Below are 17,071 nucleotides of genomic sequence, written 5' to 3' on the forward strand. Positions count from 1 at the left end.
GAGCACACGTCTCGGTGTTTCGGCACCGGACAGGGCGCGCGCGAGATCATGAAAATCGTAAGCCGTGCGCGCGATTCCCGGCAGGCAGACGACCGGGGTCAGGGCCGAGTCGATCGGGCCATAGTCACGCAGATGCAGCACCAGCCCGTCTGCCGCCGACACGAAACGTGAGCGATATCCGGCATCGTCGCGCCCGTTCGCCATATCCGCCGCCGCGACATTGTCTTCCTGCATCGCCGTGATCCTCTCGCTCGGGCTTTTCTGCCCGAGAGGATGCGTCCTGCGGCCCGGTTTCGCAAGAACGGCGATGGCCGGTCTGACGCGCGATCAGTCCCGGCGCTTCGATGCCGGATCGCAGGCGCCGTCATCCGTGCATGGGGCTGGTTCCCGTCTGCCGCCGAAGAGGCGCTGCAGCTGTGGTCGTATGGGCAGGAACATGGCGTAGGCGCCATCCAGCAGGCTCGCCAGCGGCTCACGGCGCAGGACGCGTCCGATGATGCGAAACCCGTCGAGCCGGGCCATGATCTCGGCGAAGGCGCGGCCGCCGGAAATCAGCTTTCCCTGCGCATCCATGACGTGAAACCGCGCCAGCGCATTGGCGCGCGCGAGACCGGGAGCGACGTCCTGATCGGGCGCGAGTTGCGCGACATCCATCCAGCGCAGACGATCGGCCCCCTTGCGGCGTCGATAGAAGGCAATTTCGCGCGCGCAGAGTGGACAGGCGCCATCATAGAATACCGTGAGTGCGGGAAATGTCTGCTCCATGACAGACAGATGGCGCGGATCAGGGATGATTGCAGGGCGCGACGCGGTCTGAGGCTGCGTCAAATCCGCACATTCCACCGCCCGGATGGCGCTCCTCAAGGCGCGGCGAGAAGCCCGTCCCCGCGCGCCGCGCCGAGGATCCGCCCGGGAATCGCGCCATCATGATCCTGGACCAGGACGACGAATCGCCCGGTGGCATCGGCGAGACGGGCGCTCACCTGCATGGCGGTACCGTCCCATTCCGCGATGCGGTTCATGGCGCGCACCACGTTGCCGTAATGTGCCTCGCGTCCCTTGTTCTCGCCGCGTTCGATGGCCACGCTCATCAGCGGCTCGACCCGCAGCAACCAGATCTCGCCGCCGGTGTCATGGTCGCCATGCAATGCGATGGTGAGATCGCGCCCCTCACGTGTGACAGAAACAGGCACCGGCAGCCCGGTCGCGTGGCGATCGGCGGCGGCCAGCGAGGCCGCGATGGCGCGCGCATCCGAGCCGATACAGGCATAGAGGCCGTTCACCACCATCTGCGGCGTGAAGACGCCGCGATCACCGCGTGTCTCGGCATAGGCGCGCTGGCGCTCGGAGAAAGCCGGCTGCGCGAGCGTATCCTCCCAGCCCAGATAATCCCAGTAATCGACATGCAGGGTCAGGGCGATCAGTTCGGGGTCGCGCGCGAGTTCGATCAGTTTCGCATCCGCCGGCGGGCAGGCCGAACAGCCCTGGCTGGTGAAGAGTTCGATCACTGCGCGCGGGGTCTGGGCCTCCGTCGCGGCGTCGGCAAAGGCCGGCGCGGCGAGCGCCAGAAAAGCACCCGCCCGAAGACCGTTGCGCAGGATGCGTGGGACCGAATGTGACATGAGTGGGAGCCGAAGCGATGCGGAAAACATGGCACCAGTTAAACGTAACCGGGCGGGCTATGGAAATCACGTTGGCTTGAGCCGTGCGTCAGCCGGCTTCTCACCGCCCTTTCCGCGCGGCAGCGGGGGTCAGCCCGGGGATCATTCCCCGGGCTGTCTCTCTCGCGTCGCCGGCGCTACGGGTTGCGTCTCCGGCGCATCACTGACCGGAATCTCCGCCTCCCCGCGTCTGGGTCGCGCAAGCATCAACTGGCTGGCCACCGTGAGACCGACCAGGCTCGCCCCGACAATATCGGTATAGAGCCCCGGGTTGATCAGCACGAAAGCCGCACCGAGGAGGAACAGACGTTCCCAGATATGGGTGTGACCAAAGAAGAAATAGTTGTGCAGCGCCGCAGCGAGACAGGTGACGCCGATCGTGGCGGTGATCACCGTTCCGACAATGACGTGCCATTCGCCTATCATCAGGAGCGAGGGCCCGAAGACAAACATGAACGGGATGATATAGCCCGTCAGGCCGAGCTTCACCGCTGCCCAGGAGCTCTCCATCAGACCGGCCCGCGAGATGCCGTTGGCGGCATAGACCGCCATGGCGACGGGGGGCGTGATCGCCGAGAGCACGGCAAAATACAGCACGAACAGATGTGCCGCCTCGACCTGCACGCCCAGACGCACCAGGGCGGGAACGAGCAGGGCGACCTGGACGATATAGGCCGGCGTCGTCGGCAGACCCATGCCCAGCACGATCCCGGCGAGCATGGTCAGGATCAGCGCCGGCAGCAGCATGTTCTGCGACGCCGTCATCACCACATTGGTGAAGGCCAGGCCCAGGCCGGTGAGTGTGATCGTGCCGATGACGATACCGGCACAGGCACAGGCCAGCGCCACCACCAGCGTGTTGCGCGCACCCGCTTCCAGCGCCTCGATGATCGCCTTTGGCGTGAAGGTATACCGGGTGGTGCTGCGCAGCCAGGTGGTGGGGATCACGGAGCCGATTCCGCACAGGGCGGCATAGGCGGCGGAATAGCCCGAAAGCAGCACCCCGATAATGACGAACAGCGGCAGGAACAGATGACCGCGCTCGCGCAGCACCTTGCCGAGCCGTGGCAGGTCGGGCTTGGGAATGCCCTTCAGGCCGATGCGCTTGGCCTCGAAATGCACCGCCATGAACACGGCGACATAATACAGGATCGCCGGCAGGATGGCGAAAGCGGCGACCGCGAGGTAGCTCGTACCGAGAAACTCCGCCATGACGAATGCGGCGGCCCCCATGATCGGCGGCATCAGCTGCCCGCCGGTCGAGGCCACGGCCTCGACCGCGCCGGAGAAGGCCGGGCGGTAGCCGGTGCGTCGCATCAGGGGAATGGTGAAGGTCCCCGTCGTCATGACGTTGGCGACGGCGCTACCGGAAACGGTTCCGAACAACGATGAGGTGATGATTGCCACCTTGGCGGGGCCGCCGGAGGTGTGGCCCGCCAGCGCAAGCGCGAAATCCATGAAGAGCTGGCCGGCGCCCGAGCGCTCGACGAAGGCGCCGAACAGGATGAACAGCATCACATAAGTGGCAGAGACATAAAGCGGTATGCCGAAAATGCCCTCGGTGGTGAGATAGAGCTGGTCGAGCATGATGCCGACACTCTGGTTTCCCCAGGTCAGGCCGTAGAGCAGGAAGAGCGCCGCCGTGACTGTCAGCGCGAGGCCCGTCGCGCGGCGCGTGGCCTCCATCACGACCAGGATCAGCGTGATGCCGAACACGTAGTCAAGCGTCGTCGGATCATCGACGTAATACATCCGCATGCGGATGTATTCGAGGTTGAACATCGGATAGAGCGACGCGGCTGCCGCAGCGATCAGCAGCGCCAGATCGAACAGATTGGGGCTCTTCGCCTTGCCGTCGCGTCCGGGCAGGATCAGGAAGGCCAGCGCCAGCGCAAAGGCGAGGTGCATGCCCCGCATCACATAGGCATCGGGGGCGCCGAAGAAGGCGATGTAGAGATGGAACACCGACATCGATACCGCGACGATGGTGATCAGCCACCCGGTAAGCTTCTGCGGCAGATACAACATGGCCCCTCCTCCATCGCGGGGGCGCGCCGCATGCTGACAGGGCGCCTCGCCTCCTCGCGAATGCCGATACTTCGGTTGTCACGAATGCAGGGCGTCGCGGGTGCAGTGCCCGGGACGCAAACCGCCGCCCCCGAGGATTCGCGGGCGGCGGCAGAGTCTTCACGCGACGGGCGTGATCACATCGCGCCGTGTTCCTCGTAGTAACGCTCGGCGCCCGCATGCATCGGCACGCCGGTATCGGTCGCCATCACTGCGAGGTCGGTATCGGCCATCACGCGCACGATGGAAGTCAGGTCCTCAATGTTTTCGACCATGCCATCAACCAGGTCATAGACGATTTCCTCGTCGAGATCGCAGCGCGCGATGATGTGCGTGGCATAGCCCACCGCCTGCACGTCCTCGTCCTGGCCGGGGTAGCTGCCGCCCTTGATGGTCAGCTTGGTATAGCCCGGATTGAGTTCGCGCATGGCCTCGAACGTGTCATCGGGCATGTTGATCAGCTTGATGTCGCGCGAGGAGGCCAGGTCCATCACGGCGGAAGCCGGCACGGTGGTGCCGAGCGTGAAGACCTGGGCATTGTTGTCACGCATCAACGAGACGGCGTCGGTGTAGGAGACATGGCTGATGCGACCGAGATCATCATAGGTCAGGCCGGCGACTTCCAGCGCCTGCGCCGTCACGAACTCGGCCGTGTTGCCGCGCGGCTGGATCGCCACGGACTTGCCCTCGAAATCGGCAATCGAGTCAATGCCGGCATCGGCGAGCGCCACGATCTGGAAATACTGCGGATACAGCGTCGCCACGTTGCAGACGTTCTCCTGCGGCTCTTCGAACGGCGCGCGACCGGCAAGCCCATCGACCGTGGAGATCGAGTTGGCGAAGCCGATATCGGCCTTGCCCTCGGCGATGGCGCGGACATTGGCGATGCCGGCGCCCGGCAGAACCTGCAGGTTGACGCCGTATTCGCCCATGATGTTGGCGAATGCGCCACCAAGCGGATACCAGGAGCCGCCCTGCGGGCCGGTCATGATACGTGCCTGCTGCGCCTGCGCAGCCGGCGCAGCGAGAATGGCGAGACTGACGCCTGCGGCGAGCGCGGCGAGTTTCATTTTGCTGGACATGAATGTCCCTCCTGAACGTGTTTCCTCGAAGCGAAAGTCGTCGGTTCGAACGCCGACGTGTTTTCCGAAGCGATTCCTCCCATGTTCCGCGACGGAAGAGCAAGAATCGACTTCGTGTAACTTCGCCAAAGGTATAAGGGACACAGCGCGAAAATTCCGCAACCGACACAGGATTGCGAAAACTCCTTTACGTAACTTTTTGATGGTTTGCAGAAGGATCAGGCGGCCGGCAGACGCAACGTCATGCGCGTGCCGGCGCCGGCAACGCTGGCAATCTCAAGCGTACCGCCGGCATGTTCGGCAAAGGCGCGGGCGGTCGCGAGGCCGAGCCCTGTACCCTCACCGACCGGTTTCGTGGTGAAGAACGGCTCGCCGGCACGCGCGAGGGTCGCTTCGTCCATGCCCGTCCCCGCATCGATAACGGCGATCGCGATGATGCGTGCTGCCGTGTCGGCGCTCTCCCCGGCGGCCGCTTCCGGGGTCTCATGCTGCGCCGTGATCCGGATGGGGCCGCCATCGGGCATGGCGTCACGCGCATTCAGCACGAGATTGACCAGGGTGGTCTCGAATTCGGCCCGATCCCCCGTCACCTGCGGCAGATCGGCGCCGGACTCGCAGATCAGGCGATGGGCCGGGCCGATCGTGCGTTCGAGCAGGTCGCAGGTTTCAGCCAGAGCCGCAGCGACGTCGAACCGCGCCGTCGGCATCTGGTCGCGCCGCGCGAAAGCGAGCATGCGTTCGATCAGACGCGCACCGCGCTCGGCCGACGTGTCGATCATGCCGGCAATGCGGCGGACCTCGTCCGGATCGTCCGCGCGCTTTGCCACACGCGACGCGCCACCGCGCATCGCCTGGACGATGTTCTTGAAATCATGGGCAACACCACCGACAATGCGTCCGAGCGCATCGACGCGCTGGGCATGGGCGAGCCGGCTCTCGGCCTCCGCGCGCCGCTCGGCCTCGAACCGGGCATCGGCGAGTGCCACCCGCTCGCGCCGCGCGGCCCGCTGGATCCGCGCCGTCAGCACCAGTAGCGCCATCGCCGCGATCCAGGCGATGGCGGCATGCGCCACGAGTTCGCGCAGCCATGCCGCACGCATCGTTAGCCGGCTCATGCCGTAGACAACGTAGAGGGGATAGCCGGAAACCTTGCGGTAAGCATAGAGGCGGCGGTTGCCGTCATGCGCCGAGACGGTATCGATCAGGCCCTGATCCGGCCTGTCCGCCATGGTCGCCGCAATGACGTCCTCCGCTGGCAGACGCCACGATTCACCCCTCTCGCCGGCTTCGCGGGTTTCCTCTCCGGAGGGAATCCGGGCAAGCACGGCGCCGTCACTGCGCACCAGGGCAGCCGCGTCCGCGTCGCTCTCGCGCACCGCGCGGTAGAAATCCTCGAAATAGTCAGGCGCGAACGAGGCCACGATCCATCCGCCCGCCTCGGGTGCGCGGCTGCGGGCGCGGCTGACGGGAAAGACCCTTTGTCCAAGCGGGCGCGCGATGACCGTCTCGCCGATATAGACCCGGTCGCCGCGATGGGCTTCGGGCCGGGTATAGTCGCGATCACTGGCATCGATGGGGGTGAAGGGAAATTCCGCGCTGCCGGCCACGATCTCGCGATCGGGCGAGACCAGTGCGATACCGCCCGATGGCGGCGAGCGGCGATTGAGTGTGGCGAGCAGGGCATGCAGCCGCCGCGACCCGGCGACGCTCTCCCAATCGCTTTGGCCCATGCCGTAATCGATGGCTTCGAGAATCGCCTCCTGGGTATCGAGGCTGCGCAGGACGTGCTCATGCATCATGTCGACCATGCGCTGCACCCTGTCGCGTGCCGCGTTCTCGACGCCGTACCAGCTCCACCAGGCGGCGAGGCCGAGAACCAGCAAAGGCAGCAGCACCGAAGCCGCCCACAGGGCGGCGAAAGGTGCGCGCGATCGCAGATCGGCCCGGGCGGCTTGCCGGATCGTCTTTTCTTGCCCGGCGCCGTCGGCGCCTTCGGGTTCGCCGTTCATGCCATCTGGATAGCGTCTTGTACGGGGCCGTGCAATCGCGGACCGGGTTAAGGCCCCGTTAGCCGCGTTGCGCTAGAAAGAAATAGCCGTACGGGTTCCATACGGTGAGCGTGCCCTGCGTAACGGGATATGTCGATGCGTCTGTTCCCCGGGCTTCCCGCGCATTGCGCAATCGGGAAAGCCGGACCGATCCGGGCCTGCCGCGCCGCGATTCTCATGGTGATCGCGTATTGCGGGCTCGTGCTCGCCGCCGTCATGGGCGCGGCGGGTCTTGCCATGGCCGAAGAGCCGGGCGAGGTCAGTGTGCGTGGCCAGCAGGATGAGGGCTTCGGACGCATTCTGCTGCAGTTCGGCGAACCGGTCCGGGTCGAAGCACGCGCTGCCAACGGCGTCATGGTGATCGCCTTCGAGGAACCCACTGTCATCCGCAGCGAGCGACTGGCGCAACAGATGCCCGCCTACGTTTCCGTCGTGCGCCATGATCCGGACGGAACGGGCATGCGCATGGCGCTCACCCAGAATTTCAACGTCAACGTGATTCATGCCGGGGAGCTCGTCTTCGTCGACATCCTGCCCGAGCGCTGGAACGGCATGATGCCGGGTTTGCCCCCGGAGGTCGTCGCCGATCTGGCCCGGCGCGCCCGCGTCGCCGAAGAGCTCATCGCGGAGGAGCGTGAGCGGCAGGAGGAAGTCCCTATCCGCCCGTTGCCCGTGCGCGTGGCACAATTGCCCACTTTGACCCGGCTCGTCTTCGAGCCGCCGATTCCCACGGCGATCAGCCGTCGGGTTGAGGAAGGCTTGTTCGAACTTCGCTTCGGCGACCCCTTCCGCCTCGAGGCCGAGCGCCCGCTCGTCACCATACCCGGCATCGGCGCATACGAAGAGAGCGATGCCGACGGCAATCTGACGGTCCGTCTTCTGCTCGAACGGGGCTTTGATGCACGCGGCTTCCACGAGGATGGCAGCTATATCGTGGATATCGAACCGCGCGAAGGTTTCGAGGAAATCGTCGCGCCCGATCTGCCGGTTCCGCCGGCATCATCCCGCAACGGTGATGAAGTCCCCGGCGCGGCCACGGATCGCCGCGCCGGGATGCCGGATCCGATCGATCCGGAACCGGATGATGCGGGGGATGATGCACCGGCTGCAGCGGATGCCGAAGACCCCGCTCCGGCTTCCCCGGTCACCAGTATCGAGCAGCTGATCCGCGAGCAGCTTCCCGAACCGGAGAGCGCCGAGACCGTAGAGGCACGCGGGCGCTTCCTGCCCGGTCCGGATGACGGCGCCCCCGAATCATTGCGGCTCGATTTCGATTTCGGCGAGGCCGTCCCTGCCGCAGCTTTTGCCCATGGCGGCATTCTGCGCGTGATCTTCGACAGCCGCACGCCGCTCGCCCTCGATCCGCAACCCGAAGCGAGCGAGGCCGTGGCGCGGCTTGACGGGATCCTGCGCGAGGGGCGTTTCGTCACTGTGCGCTTCGCGCTCCCCGAGCCGAGGTTGGCCCATCTGACACCGCATGAACGGGGTTGGACGCTCAGCATCGACGCCGATCCCGACCGCGCCGCGATGCCTGTGACGGTGCGTCCCGATATTGACGATTCCGGGCGCCACGTCGTCGCCGTCGATCTCCCTGAGGTTTCCGCCGTGCACTGGATCGACGCACCGGAAACGGGGATGCGCATCGCCGTCGCCACTGCGGCAGGGGAGCCGCGCAACCTGCAGCGCGATCAGCGTTTTCTCGAATTTCAGCTGCTCCAGACCGTGCAGGGCGCAGCCATCGCGGCCATTGCGGATGATTTACGCGTCAGGGTGCGCGATGACGCCGTCATCGTATCGCGCCCGCGCGATCTGCTGATCAGCGGCACATCGACCGTGGCGGGAGAGGCCGCCCCGGGCGAGATTCCGGAAGAAGCCGTTTTCGAAGCGGGCCCGTGGCGCGATGCGCGGGGTGGCGCGGTGCGCCGGCGCCTTCACGAACAGATGGAGGCCGTGATCGATGCGCGCCCGTCGCAACGCGGCGATGCCCGTCTTGATGTCGCGCGTTTCATGCTGGCCAACGGGCTGGCCACGGAAGCCGCAGGCGTACTCGACGTTGTCGCACAGGATGAACCTGATCGGCGCATGCAGAGGCGCTGGCTCCTGCTCAAGGCTGCTGCAGCCATGGCGATGGAGCGTCTTGACGAGGCCCGCGAGATCCTCTCGCATCCTGAACACGACAGTGATCGCGAAATCCTGCTCTGGCGGGCCTGGCTGGATGCCCGCGAGGGTCGTGCGCAGCAGGCAATAGCCGGTTTCCGACACGGGCGGCCATTGCTGGAGGCCTATCCCGACGATCTTCAGGGCGCCATGCGCCTCAGCCTTGCCGAGAGCGCGCTCGCCGAGGGTGAAATCAACCTCGCGCGCCGTGAGGCGACGGCGCTGGCACAGTTGGCCCCCGGCTCTGTCCCGCCGGATGCGCTGCATCTGCTCGAAGCCCGGATCGACATCGCCATCGGCCAGCCGGAGCAGGCACTCGCCAATCTGGCACGCCTCGCCGAGGAGGCTGCACGCCCCTATGCCGCGCAGGCGGAACTGCTGCGTCTCGAACATGGCGTGGCACGCGGTGCGGTCGAGACCGACGAGGCCATCGCGGCGCTGGAGCGTCTCATCGTCTCCTGGCGCGGTGACGAGGTGGAGGTACGCACTCTCGGCCTGCTCGGGCAGCTCTATGCCGAGGAAGGGCGCTGGCGTGACGCCTTCGTCGCTGCGCGCAACGCGGCCACCTTCTTCCCCGATCACCCCGTCTCGCGCGAATTGCACGATGAGACCGCGCGCATCTTCGACGAGATCTTCCTCGGTGGGCGTGACGAGGCGCTCGACCAGGTCGAGGCCGTGGCCCTGTTCTTCGATTTCCGCGAATTCCTGCCGATCGGGCGACGCGGTGACGAGATCGTTCGGCAACTGTCCAATCGGCTCGTGGAACTCGGTCTCATCGACAAGGCCACGGAATTGCTGCGGCATCAGGTCGATAACCGCCTCGACGGTTCCGCACGCGCCACTGTCGCGGCGCGTCTCGCCACGCTCTATCTGATGGAGGGCGAGCCGCTCGCCGCACGCGAAGTGCTGGCCGAGACGCGCTTGCCGGAATTGCCGGAATCGGTTCGCCAGGCCCGCATCCTGCTCGAAGCGCGGGCACTGTCGGATCTCTCGCGCACGGATCTCGCCCTCGAAATCCTTGCCGATACTGAAGGGCCGGAGGTCGACCGCCTGCGCGCGGACATCCTCTGGACGGCGCAGCGCTGGCGCGAGGCCGGCGAGGCGCACGAGGCGCTGGCCGGGCGGCGCTGGCAGGACGGGGACGAACTCAGCCGCCGCGAGCGCACGGATATCCTGCGCGCGGCCATTGCCTATACGCTCGCCGACGAGGCGATCGCTCTCGACCGCCTGCGCGCAAAATTTCTCGATCAGATGATGGCTTCGGAAGATGCCGAAACCTTCGCCGTGGCCTCGGCTCCCGATTCGCTCGACACCGAGGCCTTCCGGACGCTGGCGACGCGCGTCACATCGAGCGATACCCTGTTCGACTTCCTCGAAGAATACCGCAAACGCTTCCCGGAAACCGCCCTGCCGGTGCGCCCGGGTGACGGCATGAGTGTGCCCGGAGGCCCGGTCCCGGAAGACGAACAGGCGCGGCTGAGCCCGGGCGCGGCGCCCGCAGATCGTGGCTGAAACGCGTTGGGCAATGGTCCAGTTTATCATCATTCCAATTCTAAATTACTGATATTGCTGATATTTTTCTTGACGCGGCTGTCGGTAGCGGCAATGCTGGGCCATATTTCGTCAGATCGCAACGCGGGCCTTGAACCCGATGCTTGAGGTAACGACGTGTCATTGAACGATCAGAGCGTGGACTCCTCCTGCGTCCCGCATGATGGTCCCTCCGCAGACCGTCAGCGCGAAGACGTCTCATCCGGCCTGCAGCCGCACGCGGAGCATAGCGCCTTGCAGCGGGCGCTGGCCCATCGCGACGAATGCCTTGCCCGCAAACGCAATTATGCTGGTCGCAGCCTGCATGTCCGGCGCAAGCTCGACGCCGCCGTGCGCGCTGCGGAATCGGATGTCGCAATTCTGCGCTACGCGCTCGGAGAAGGCGTTGACGGCGCGCGGGCGCAGGGCGGTTCTCACTAGGGCGGCGGCGGGGCGAAATCCCCGATGCGTCCTGCTGCAAAATCCTCTATGAAGGGGGCATGGTCCGCGAACGCCTCGATTCTCTCCTCGCCACACTTGAAGCCGAACACCGGAAGAAGCCGTTCGGTGACGCGGGTGCGTTGCGTGAGCGTGTCGTGCCGGAGTTGCGTGCGCTCCTCGCCGATGGCCGCCTTCATGCCCAGGATCAGCTCTTCTCGGAGGGGGACGGGCTCGCCTGTGCGCGGCGCCTGTCACGGCAGATGGATGCGGTCGTCGAAACGATCTACGAGATCGTCAACCGCATTCTCTATCCGGTCGAGAATCCTTCGACCAGCGAACACCTTTCGATTGTCGCCACCGGCGGTTACGGTCGCGGCGCGCTGGCGCCGGGATCGGATGTCGATCTGCTCTTCCTGCTGCCCTACAAGCAGACTGCCTGGGGCGAGAGCATGGTCGAGGCGATGCTCTATATCCTGTGGGATCTGCGGCTCAAGGTCGGTCACGCCACCCGTTCCGTCGATGAATGTCTGCGCGAGGGGCGCAGCGATTTCACCATTCGCACCGCGCTGCTCGAAACCCGCCACCTCGCCGGCGATGCGGTGCTCTACAGCGCGCTGAAACAGCGCTTCGACGCCGAGCTCGTCGAGGGTTCTGCGGCGGAATTCGTCGAGGCGAAGCTGCGCGAGCGTGACGCGCGGGTGCGCAAGGCCGGCGCCTCGCGTTATCTGGTGGAGCCCAACGTCAAGGACGGCAAGGGCGGCCTGCGCGATCTGAACACGCTGTTCTGGATCGGCAAATATGTCTACCAGGTCGAGGATGTGAAGGCGCTGGTCGGTGCAGGACTCTTCACCGCGCAGGAATTGCGATTGTTCCAGCGCTGCGAGGAGTTTCTCTGGCGGGTGCGCTGCCATCTGCATTTCGAGACCGGGCGTGCCGAGGAGCGCCTGAGCTTCGATCTGCAACGGCTCATCGCCGAGCGTCTCGGCTTCTCCGAGCGCGGAGGTCTCTCCGCCGTCGAGCGCTTCATGAAGGCTTATTTCCTCATCGCCAAGGATGTCGGCGATCTCACCGCGATCGTCTGTGCGGCGATGGAGGCGCGGCAGGCCAAGCGCGTACCGATGCTCGATCGCTTCATCGGGAGCCTGCGCGGTGCAACGCGGCGACGCCGTGCGATCGGCCCCTTTGTGGTCGAGAACAACCGCCTGAGCGTGCGCGATGAAGAGACTTTCAGCCGTGATCCGGTCAATCTGATCGCGCTCTTTCGCGAGGCCGACCGCCATGATCTGGCGATCCATCCGGATGCCTCGCGGCTCGCCACGCGCTCGCTCAAGCTGATCACGCCCAATCTGCGCCGGGACGAGCGCGCCAATGCGCTGTTTCTCGACATCCTCACCTCGCACAACAAGCCCGAAAGCGTGTTGCGGCGGATGAACGAGACCGGCGTGCTGGGCCGCTTCATCCCCGATTTCGGGCGGATCGTGGCGATGATGCAGTTCAACATGTATCATCATTATACGGTGGACGAACATCTGATCCGCTCGATCGGCCATCTCGCCGCCCTCGAAGCGGGGCGGCTGGGCGACACCCATCCGCTCTCCGACCGGATCATCCATACGATCAGCCACCGCCGGGCGCTCTATGTCGCCCTGTTCCTGCACGACATTGCCAAGGGCCGAGAGGAGGATCACTCCATCGTCGGCGCGCGTATCGCGCGCAAGCTGGGGCCGCGCCTGGGCCTGACGCGGGCCGAGACCGATACGGTGGCCTGGCTGGTGGAGCATCACCTGCTGATGTCGACCATCGCCCAGAGCCGCGATCTCTCCGATCCGCGCACGATCGCGGATTTTGCCGGCGTCGTGCAGACGATGGAGCGACTCAAGCTGCTCCTGCTGCTCACCGTCGCCGACATCTCTGCCGTCGGGCCCGGCGTCTGGACCGGCTGGAAGGGCGAGCTTCTGCGCACGCTCTACAGCGAGACCGAGCTTGTTCTGGGCGGCGGCGATGCCGATCTGGCGCGACCGGCGCGCATCGACCAGGCCAAGGCGCGGCTGCGGGGGCAATTGCCGGATTGGAGCGATGCCGAATTCGCTGTCTATGCCGAGCGCCATTATCCGGGCTACTGGCTCAAGGCCGACGAGCGCTTTCGCGAACGCCATGCCCGCTTCATGCGCGAGGCTGATGCGGCGGGCCAGAGCGTCGCCACGGGATTCGAGACCGACGGCTTTCGCGGTGTGACGGAGATCACCGTGGTCTCACCGGATCATCCACGCCTTCTCGCCATCGTCACCGGCGCCTGTGCCGCAGCCGGCGGCAACATCGTCGATGCCCAGATATTCACCACGGTGGACGGTATGGCGCTCGACACGATCTTCCTGTCGCGGGCGTTCGATCACGACGAGGATGAATTGCGCCGCGCCGAGAAGGTTGCCGGCTCGATCGAGCGCGCGCTCAAGGGCGAGGTGAAGATCGCCGATCTCGTCGATGGCCGGCGTCAGCCGCGCGAGCGCACGAAGCCCTTCGTGGTGATCCCGGAAATCGTGCTCGACAACACCGCATCGGGCCGCTTCACGGTGATCGAGGTGACCGGGCTCGACCGAGCCGGCTTGCTCTACGATCTGACGACGGCATTGGGGCGGCTCAATCTGAACATCGCCTCGGCCCATATCGCCACCTTCGGTGAAAAGGTCGTCGACGTTTTCTACGTGACCGATCTCACCGGCGGCAAGATCATCCGCCCCGCCCGCCAGAACGCCATCCGCAAGGCCCTGCAGGAAGTGATCCAGGGAGGCTCTGCGGGCGAACGTAAGGCCGAGGGCAAGGGTGAGGGCAAGGGTGAGGGCAAGGGTGAGGGCAGAAGCGAAGCCGCCGGCGGCCCCGGTGCGGGGCGCGGTGCGCGACGCAGTGCTTGATTTCGGCCCCCGCCGCCATGATATCAGGCGCAACGATGCCAAACCGCCGCATCAGCGGCCCGTGAACCGCCGTTGACGCGGCCCATGCCTTTCGAGAGCGAGTGATTACGGACGAGCCATGACAGACAGCCATCCGAAAGCCCCCAACCACAATCCTCAATCCGGCACTGCCGATCCCGCGAATGGCGGCCCGGCTTCCGGCAATCCGGAAGCCGGTGCCGCTTTCGCCAGCCAGGCCTATACCGCAGCCGCCCAGGAGGGCGCCCGCCAGGAAGAGGGCCACCACGCGACAGCGCCGCGAGCCGGCGGGACCGATGATGCCGCTCCCGGCACTGACGCTCTCGCCGCCGCCGAAGCCGAGAAGGCCGAGATGAAGGACAAGCTCCTGCGCACCCTGGCCGACATGGAAAATCTGCGTCGGCGCACGGAAAAGGAAGTCGCCGATGCGCGGGCCTATGCGGTGACGGCCTTCGCCCGTGACATGCTCACGGTCGCCGACAACATCCATCGCGCTCTCGATGCCGTGCCGGCGCAAGCGCGTGCGCAGATGGATGACGCGCTCACGGCGCTGATCGAGGGGATCGAGCTCACCGAGCGCGATCTGATGAAGAGCATGGAGCGCCACGGTGTACGCAAGCTTTCCCCCGAAGGCGGGAAATTCGATCCCAACCTGCATCAGGCCATGTTCGAGGTGCCGGATCCGAGTGTGCCGAGCGGTCAGGTCGTGCAGGTGGTCCAGGACGGCTACGTGATCGGTGAACGCGTGTTGCGCCCCGCCATGGTCGGCGTCGCCAAAGGCGGGCCGAAGCCGGCTCCGGCCGGGCAGGCAAATGGCGGAACTGACGGCGCGGCCTGAGGGCCGCGCCGCGCGCACCGCCCGAATGGTGGCCTGGTTCATCGCCGCCGGCGCCCTAATTGCGGTGTTTTTCATGCTGGCGGGATGCACGCCACGCATTGATGAGGCACAGGCGCGGTTGTGCCGGATGACGCTGCCGGCGCTCAATCCGGACGGGGCCGATATCCGCATCACGCGTCTCCTTCCGGCGCGCGACGGGTCGGGTATCCGGATCGACTATAGCGTAACCCCGAGCGCCGCCATCGCCAGCCGCAGCCGTCCGGGACCGGCGCGCGCCTGGGTGATCTGTCGGTTCGATCCGGTTCCGTTTTCACGGATTGAACCGCGTCTCGCGGCGATCGAGACGCATAACGGCTTCGTCAGTGGTGCCTCGGTCTATCTGATGCAGCGTTTCTGGCTGCGTACGCCCGAGGCCGCAGCCGCCGATCCCGGTCGTTGACCGTGTGGTCGCAAACGCCTATCCGGGGATCTGATCCGGCGCGTGCGGCGCCACCGGGAGTCGTGATGAATCAGGATCCGGACAAGGACCCGGCAGGGGTGCAGCTCCCGGCAGGGGTGCGGGGCACGGTGGCGGGGCGTTGCCTGCCGATCAGCTGCACCATCATCGCCTGCGACGAAGCCGACCGGATCGGGCGTTGCATCGACTCGGTGCGCGATCTCGTCGATGACGTCGTCGTCGTGGATTCCGGCTCGCGCGACGATACGGTTGCGGTGGCCGAGGCGCATGGTGCGCGGGTGATCTTCAATGCATGGCCGGGCTACGGCCCCCAGAAGCGCTTCGCCGAAGATGCGGCGCGTCATGCCTGGATTCTCTCCCTCGATGCGGATGAATGGCTGCCCCGGCAGACGCGTGAGGAGATCGCAGCGCTTTTCGCGCAGGGTGAGCCCGCGCTCGCGGGTTTCCGGTTTCGCATTCCCACCGTGTATCCGGGCCGCGCGCAGCCGCGCCCCTTTGCCGGCTATCATGCGCATGTGCGCCTGTATGACCGACGCCGTGTGCGCATTCCGGCATCGCTCGTGCATGATGCGATCGACTTCGATCCCGTCTCGATGCGCATGGCGAAGCATCCGATCCACCATGAGAGCATCCGCTCGCTGGCGCATCTCGTGGAGAAAAACATTACCTATTTCCATCTCCAGGCTGTGGAAATGCGACGCGCGAAGCTGACTACCCTGCCCCGCCTGCTGGTCGAGCCGTTTGCCGTTTTCGCGAAATATTATTTCCTGCGGCGTCATGTCACCGGGGGCCTGTTCGGTCTGCGTTACGCCGCCACCATCGCCTATATTCGGACCTACCGACTCGCAGTGCTTGCCGGCTTCTTCCACAGCCGGACCGAAGCGACACGGCTGCGGCTCGAAGCCGGGCAGAGCGCGGATGGCGCGCAATCCTCTGCGCAATCGCGCGCAACGGAGTAGATCACAGGTGGACGAGGGTTCCTCAAAGGCCGGCTTCGACGCTTTCGCGCATTGCGAGAGCCTGGTGCGCGCGGGCGATCCCGATCGCTACTTCGCCAGCCTCTTCGCCGATGCGACGGCGCGCCCGCATCTTTTCGCTCTCTACGCCTTCACCCTCGAGATCGCGCGGGTGCGCGATGCGGTGAGCCAGGCACTCGCCGGCGAGATTCGGCTGCAATGGTGGCGCGATGCGCTCGCACCGGAGGCCGCGACCGGCGCGCTGAGCGGCGATGTGCGCGCCAACCCCGTCGCTGCAGCGCTGCTCGACACGATTGCTCGCTTCAACCTGCCGGTGCAACCGCTGCTCGATCTGATCGATGCGCGGCTGAATGATCTCTATGACGATCCGTTTGCGGATCTGAACCAGCTCGAGGGCTATTGCGGCGAGACCTTCAGCGCGCCGTTGCGCCTTGCCGGGCTGATCCTCACCGATGGCGCCGATGCGGGCGATGCCGATGCCGCCGGTCATGCCGGTGTGGCGCTGGGCATGACGGCGCTGATGCGCGCATTCCCCCTGCATGCGCGACGCGGCCAGTTGATGCTGCCGCCTCTTGATGTTCTGGGCGAGCAGGGGCTCACGCGCGGTGATGTCGTAGCCGGGCGTGCTGATTCGCAAAAACTCGCCGCTGCCATGGCCCGGATGCGCGAGCAGATCCGCCGTCATCGCGACGCGGCGCGCGCGGCCCTGCCCGCCTGCGATCCGCGCATCGGGCCGCTCTATTTGCCGCTCGCGCTGATACCGCTCTATCTCGATCGCATGCAGCGCGCCGATTACGCGCCCTATACGAGCCTCGTGGAAGTGCCGCGCTGGCGCCGGCTCTGGCATCTGTGGCGGCAGGCCCGAAAGGGCTGGCGCTGATTGGCG

12 protein-coding genes and 1 pseudogene are annotated in these 17,071 nt (G+C 65.9%); 7 read left to right on the plus strand and 6 right to left on the minus strand.

The window, feature by feature from the left end:
- The 6 genes and pseudogenes from VKP01_RS15115 to VKP01_RS15140 all read right to left on the minus strand — a co-directional run.
- Positions 1–234, minus strand: a pseudogene (locus VKP01_RS15115) (hypothetical protein); the annotation flags it as partial.
- A 93-nt stretch (positions 235–327) separates the two neighbouring features.
- Complete coding sequence (locus tag VKP01_RS15120; protein WP_324413727.1) at positions 328–765, minus strand: DUF393 domain-containing protein; 438 nt, start codon at positions 763–765, stop codon at positions 328–330.
- 95 nt (positions 766–860) lie between these two features.
- Entirely contained in the window at positions 861–1,622 is a 762-nt protein-coding gene (locus VKP01_RS15125) for a DUF1223 domain-containing protein (protein WP_324413729.1), read from the minus strand.
- A 141-nt stretch (positions 1,623–1,763) separates the two neighbouring features.
- On the minus strand, positions 1,764–3,689 hold the full coding sequence (locus VKP01_RS15130; RefSeq protein WP_324413731.1) for a TRAP transporter permease: 1,926 nt from the start codon (positions 3,687–3,689) through the stop codon (positions 1,764–1,766).
- Between the two features lie 176 nt (positions 3,690–3,865).
- Positions 3,866–4,810, minus strand: a complete 945-nt coding sequence (locus VKP01_RS15135) for a TAXI family TRAP transporter solute-binding subunit (RefSeq protein WP_324413733.1) — start codon at positions 4,808–4,810, stop codon at positions 3,866–3,868.
- A 218-nt stretch (positions 4,811–5,028) separates the two neighbouring features.
- Complete coding sequence (locus VKP01_RS15140; protein WP_324413735.1) at positions 5,029–6,819, minus strand: ATP-binding protein; 1,791 nt, start codon at positions 6,817–6,819, stop codon at positions 5,029–5,031.
- A 135-nt stretch (positions 6,820–6,954) separates the two neighbouring features.
- Here VKP01_RS15140 and VKP01_RS15145 point away from each other — a divergent pair, with 135 nt between their 5' ends.
- The 7 genes from VKP01_RS15145 to VKP01_RS15175 all read left to right on the plus strand — a co-directional run bounded on the left by VKP01_RS15145 (position 6,955) and on the right by VKP01_RS15175 (position 17,065).
- Positions 6,955–10,527 (plus strand): hypothetical protein, encoded by a 3,573-nt coding sequence (locus tag VKP01_RS15145; protein WP_324413737.1) that lies wholly within the window; start codon positions 6,955–6,957, stop codon positions 10,525–10,527.
- A gap of 177 nt (positions 10,528–10,704) precedes the next feature.
- The gene (locus tag VKP01_RS15150) at positions 10,705–10,986 is read left to right on the plus strand and encodes a hypothetical protein (protein WP_324413739.1); all 282 of its coding nucleotides are present in this window, start codon (positions 10,705–10,707) and stop codon (positions 10,984–10,986) included.
- A 59-nt stretch (positions 10,987–11,045) separates the two neighbouring features.
- On the plus strand, positions 11,046–13,895 hold the full coding sequence (locus tag VKP01_RS15155; RefSeq protein ID WP_324413740.1) for a [protein-PII] uridylyltransferase: 2,850 nt from the start codon (positions 11,046–11,048) through the stop codon (positions 13,893–13,895).
- 118 nt (positions 13,896–14,013) lie between these two features.
- A complete protein-coding gene (grpE, locus tag VKP01_RS15160; protein ID WP_324413742.1) occupies positions 14,014–14,751 on the plus strand; it encodes a nucleotide exchange factor GrpE in 738 nt (245 codons plus the stop codon).
- Positions 14,726–15,190 (plus strand): hypothetical protein, encoded by a 465-nt coding sequence (locus VKP01_RS15165; RefSeq protein WP_324413744.1) that lies wholly within the window; start codon positions 14,726–14,728, stop codon positions 15,188–15,190. Before grpE ends, VKP01_RS15165 begins: the two co-directional genes overlap by 26 nt.
- Positions 15,191–15,255: 65 nt before the next feature.
- Positions 15,256–16,167 (plus strand): glycosyltransferase family 2 protein, encoded by a 912-nt coding sequence (locus VKP01_RS15170; RefSeq protein ID WP_324413746.1) that lies wholly within the window; start codon positions 15,256–15,258, stop codon positions 16,165–16,167.
- Positions 16,127–17,065: a phytoene/squalene synthase family protein gene (locus VKP01_RS15175; protein ID WP_414706589.1), complete on the plus strand. Its 939-nt coding sequence runs from the start codon at positions 16,127–16,129 to the stop codon at positions 17,063–17,065. The genes VKP01_RS15170 and VKP01_RS15175 overlap by 41 nt, the downstream gene beginning before the upstream one ends.
- Positions 17,066–17,071: the final 6 nt, after the last annotated feature.

It is taken from the genome of Saliniramus sp. (assembly GCF_035311605.1).
Lineage (GTDB): Bacteria > Pseudomonadota > Alphaproteobacteria > Rhizobiales > Beijerinckiaceae > Saliniramus.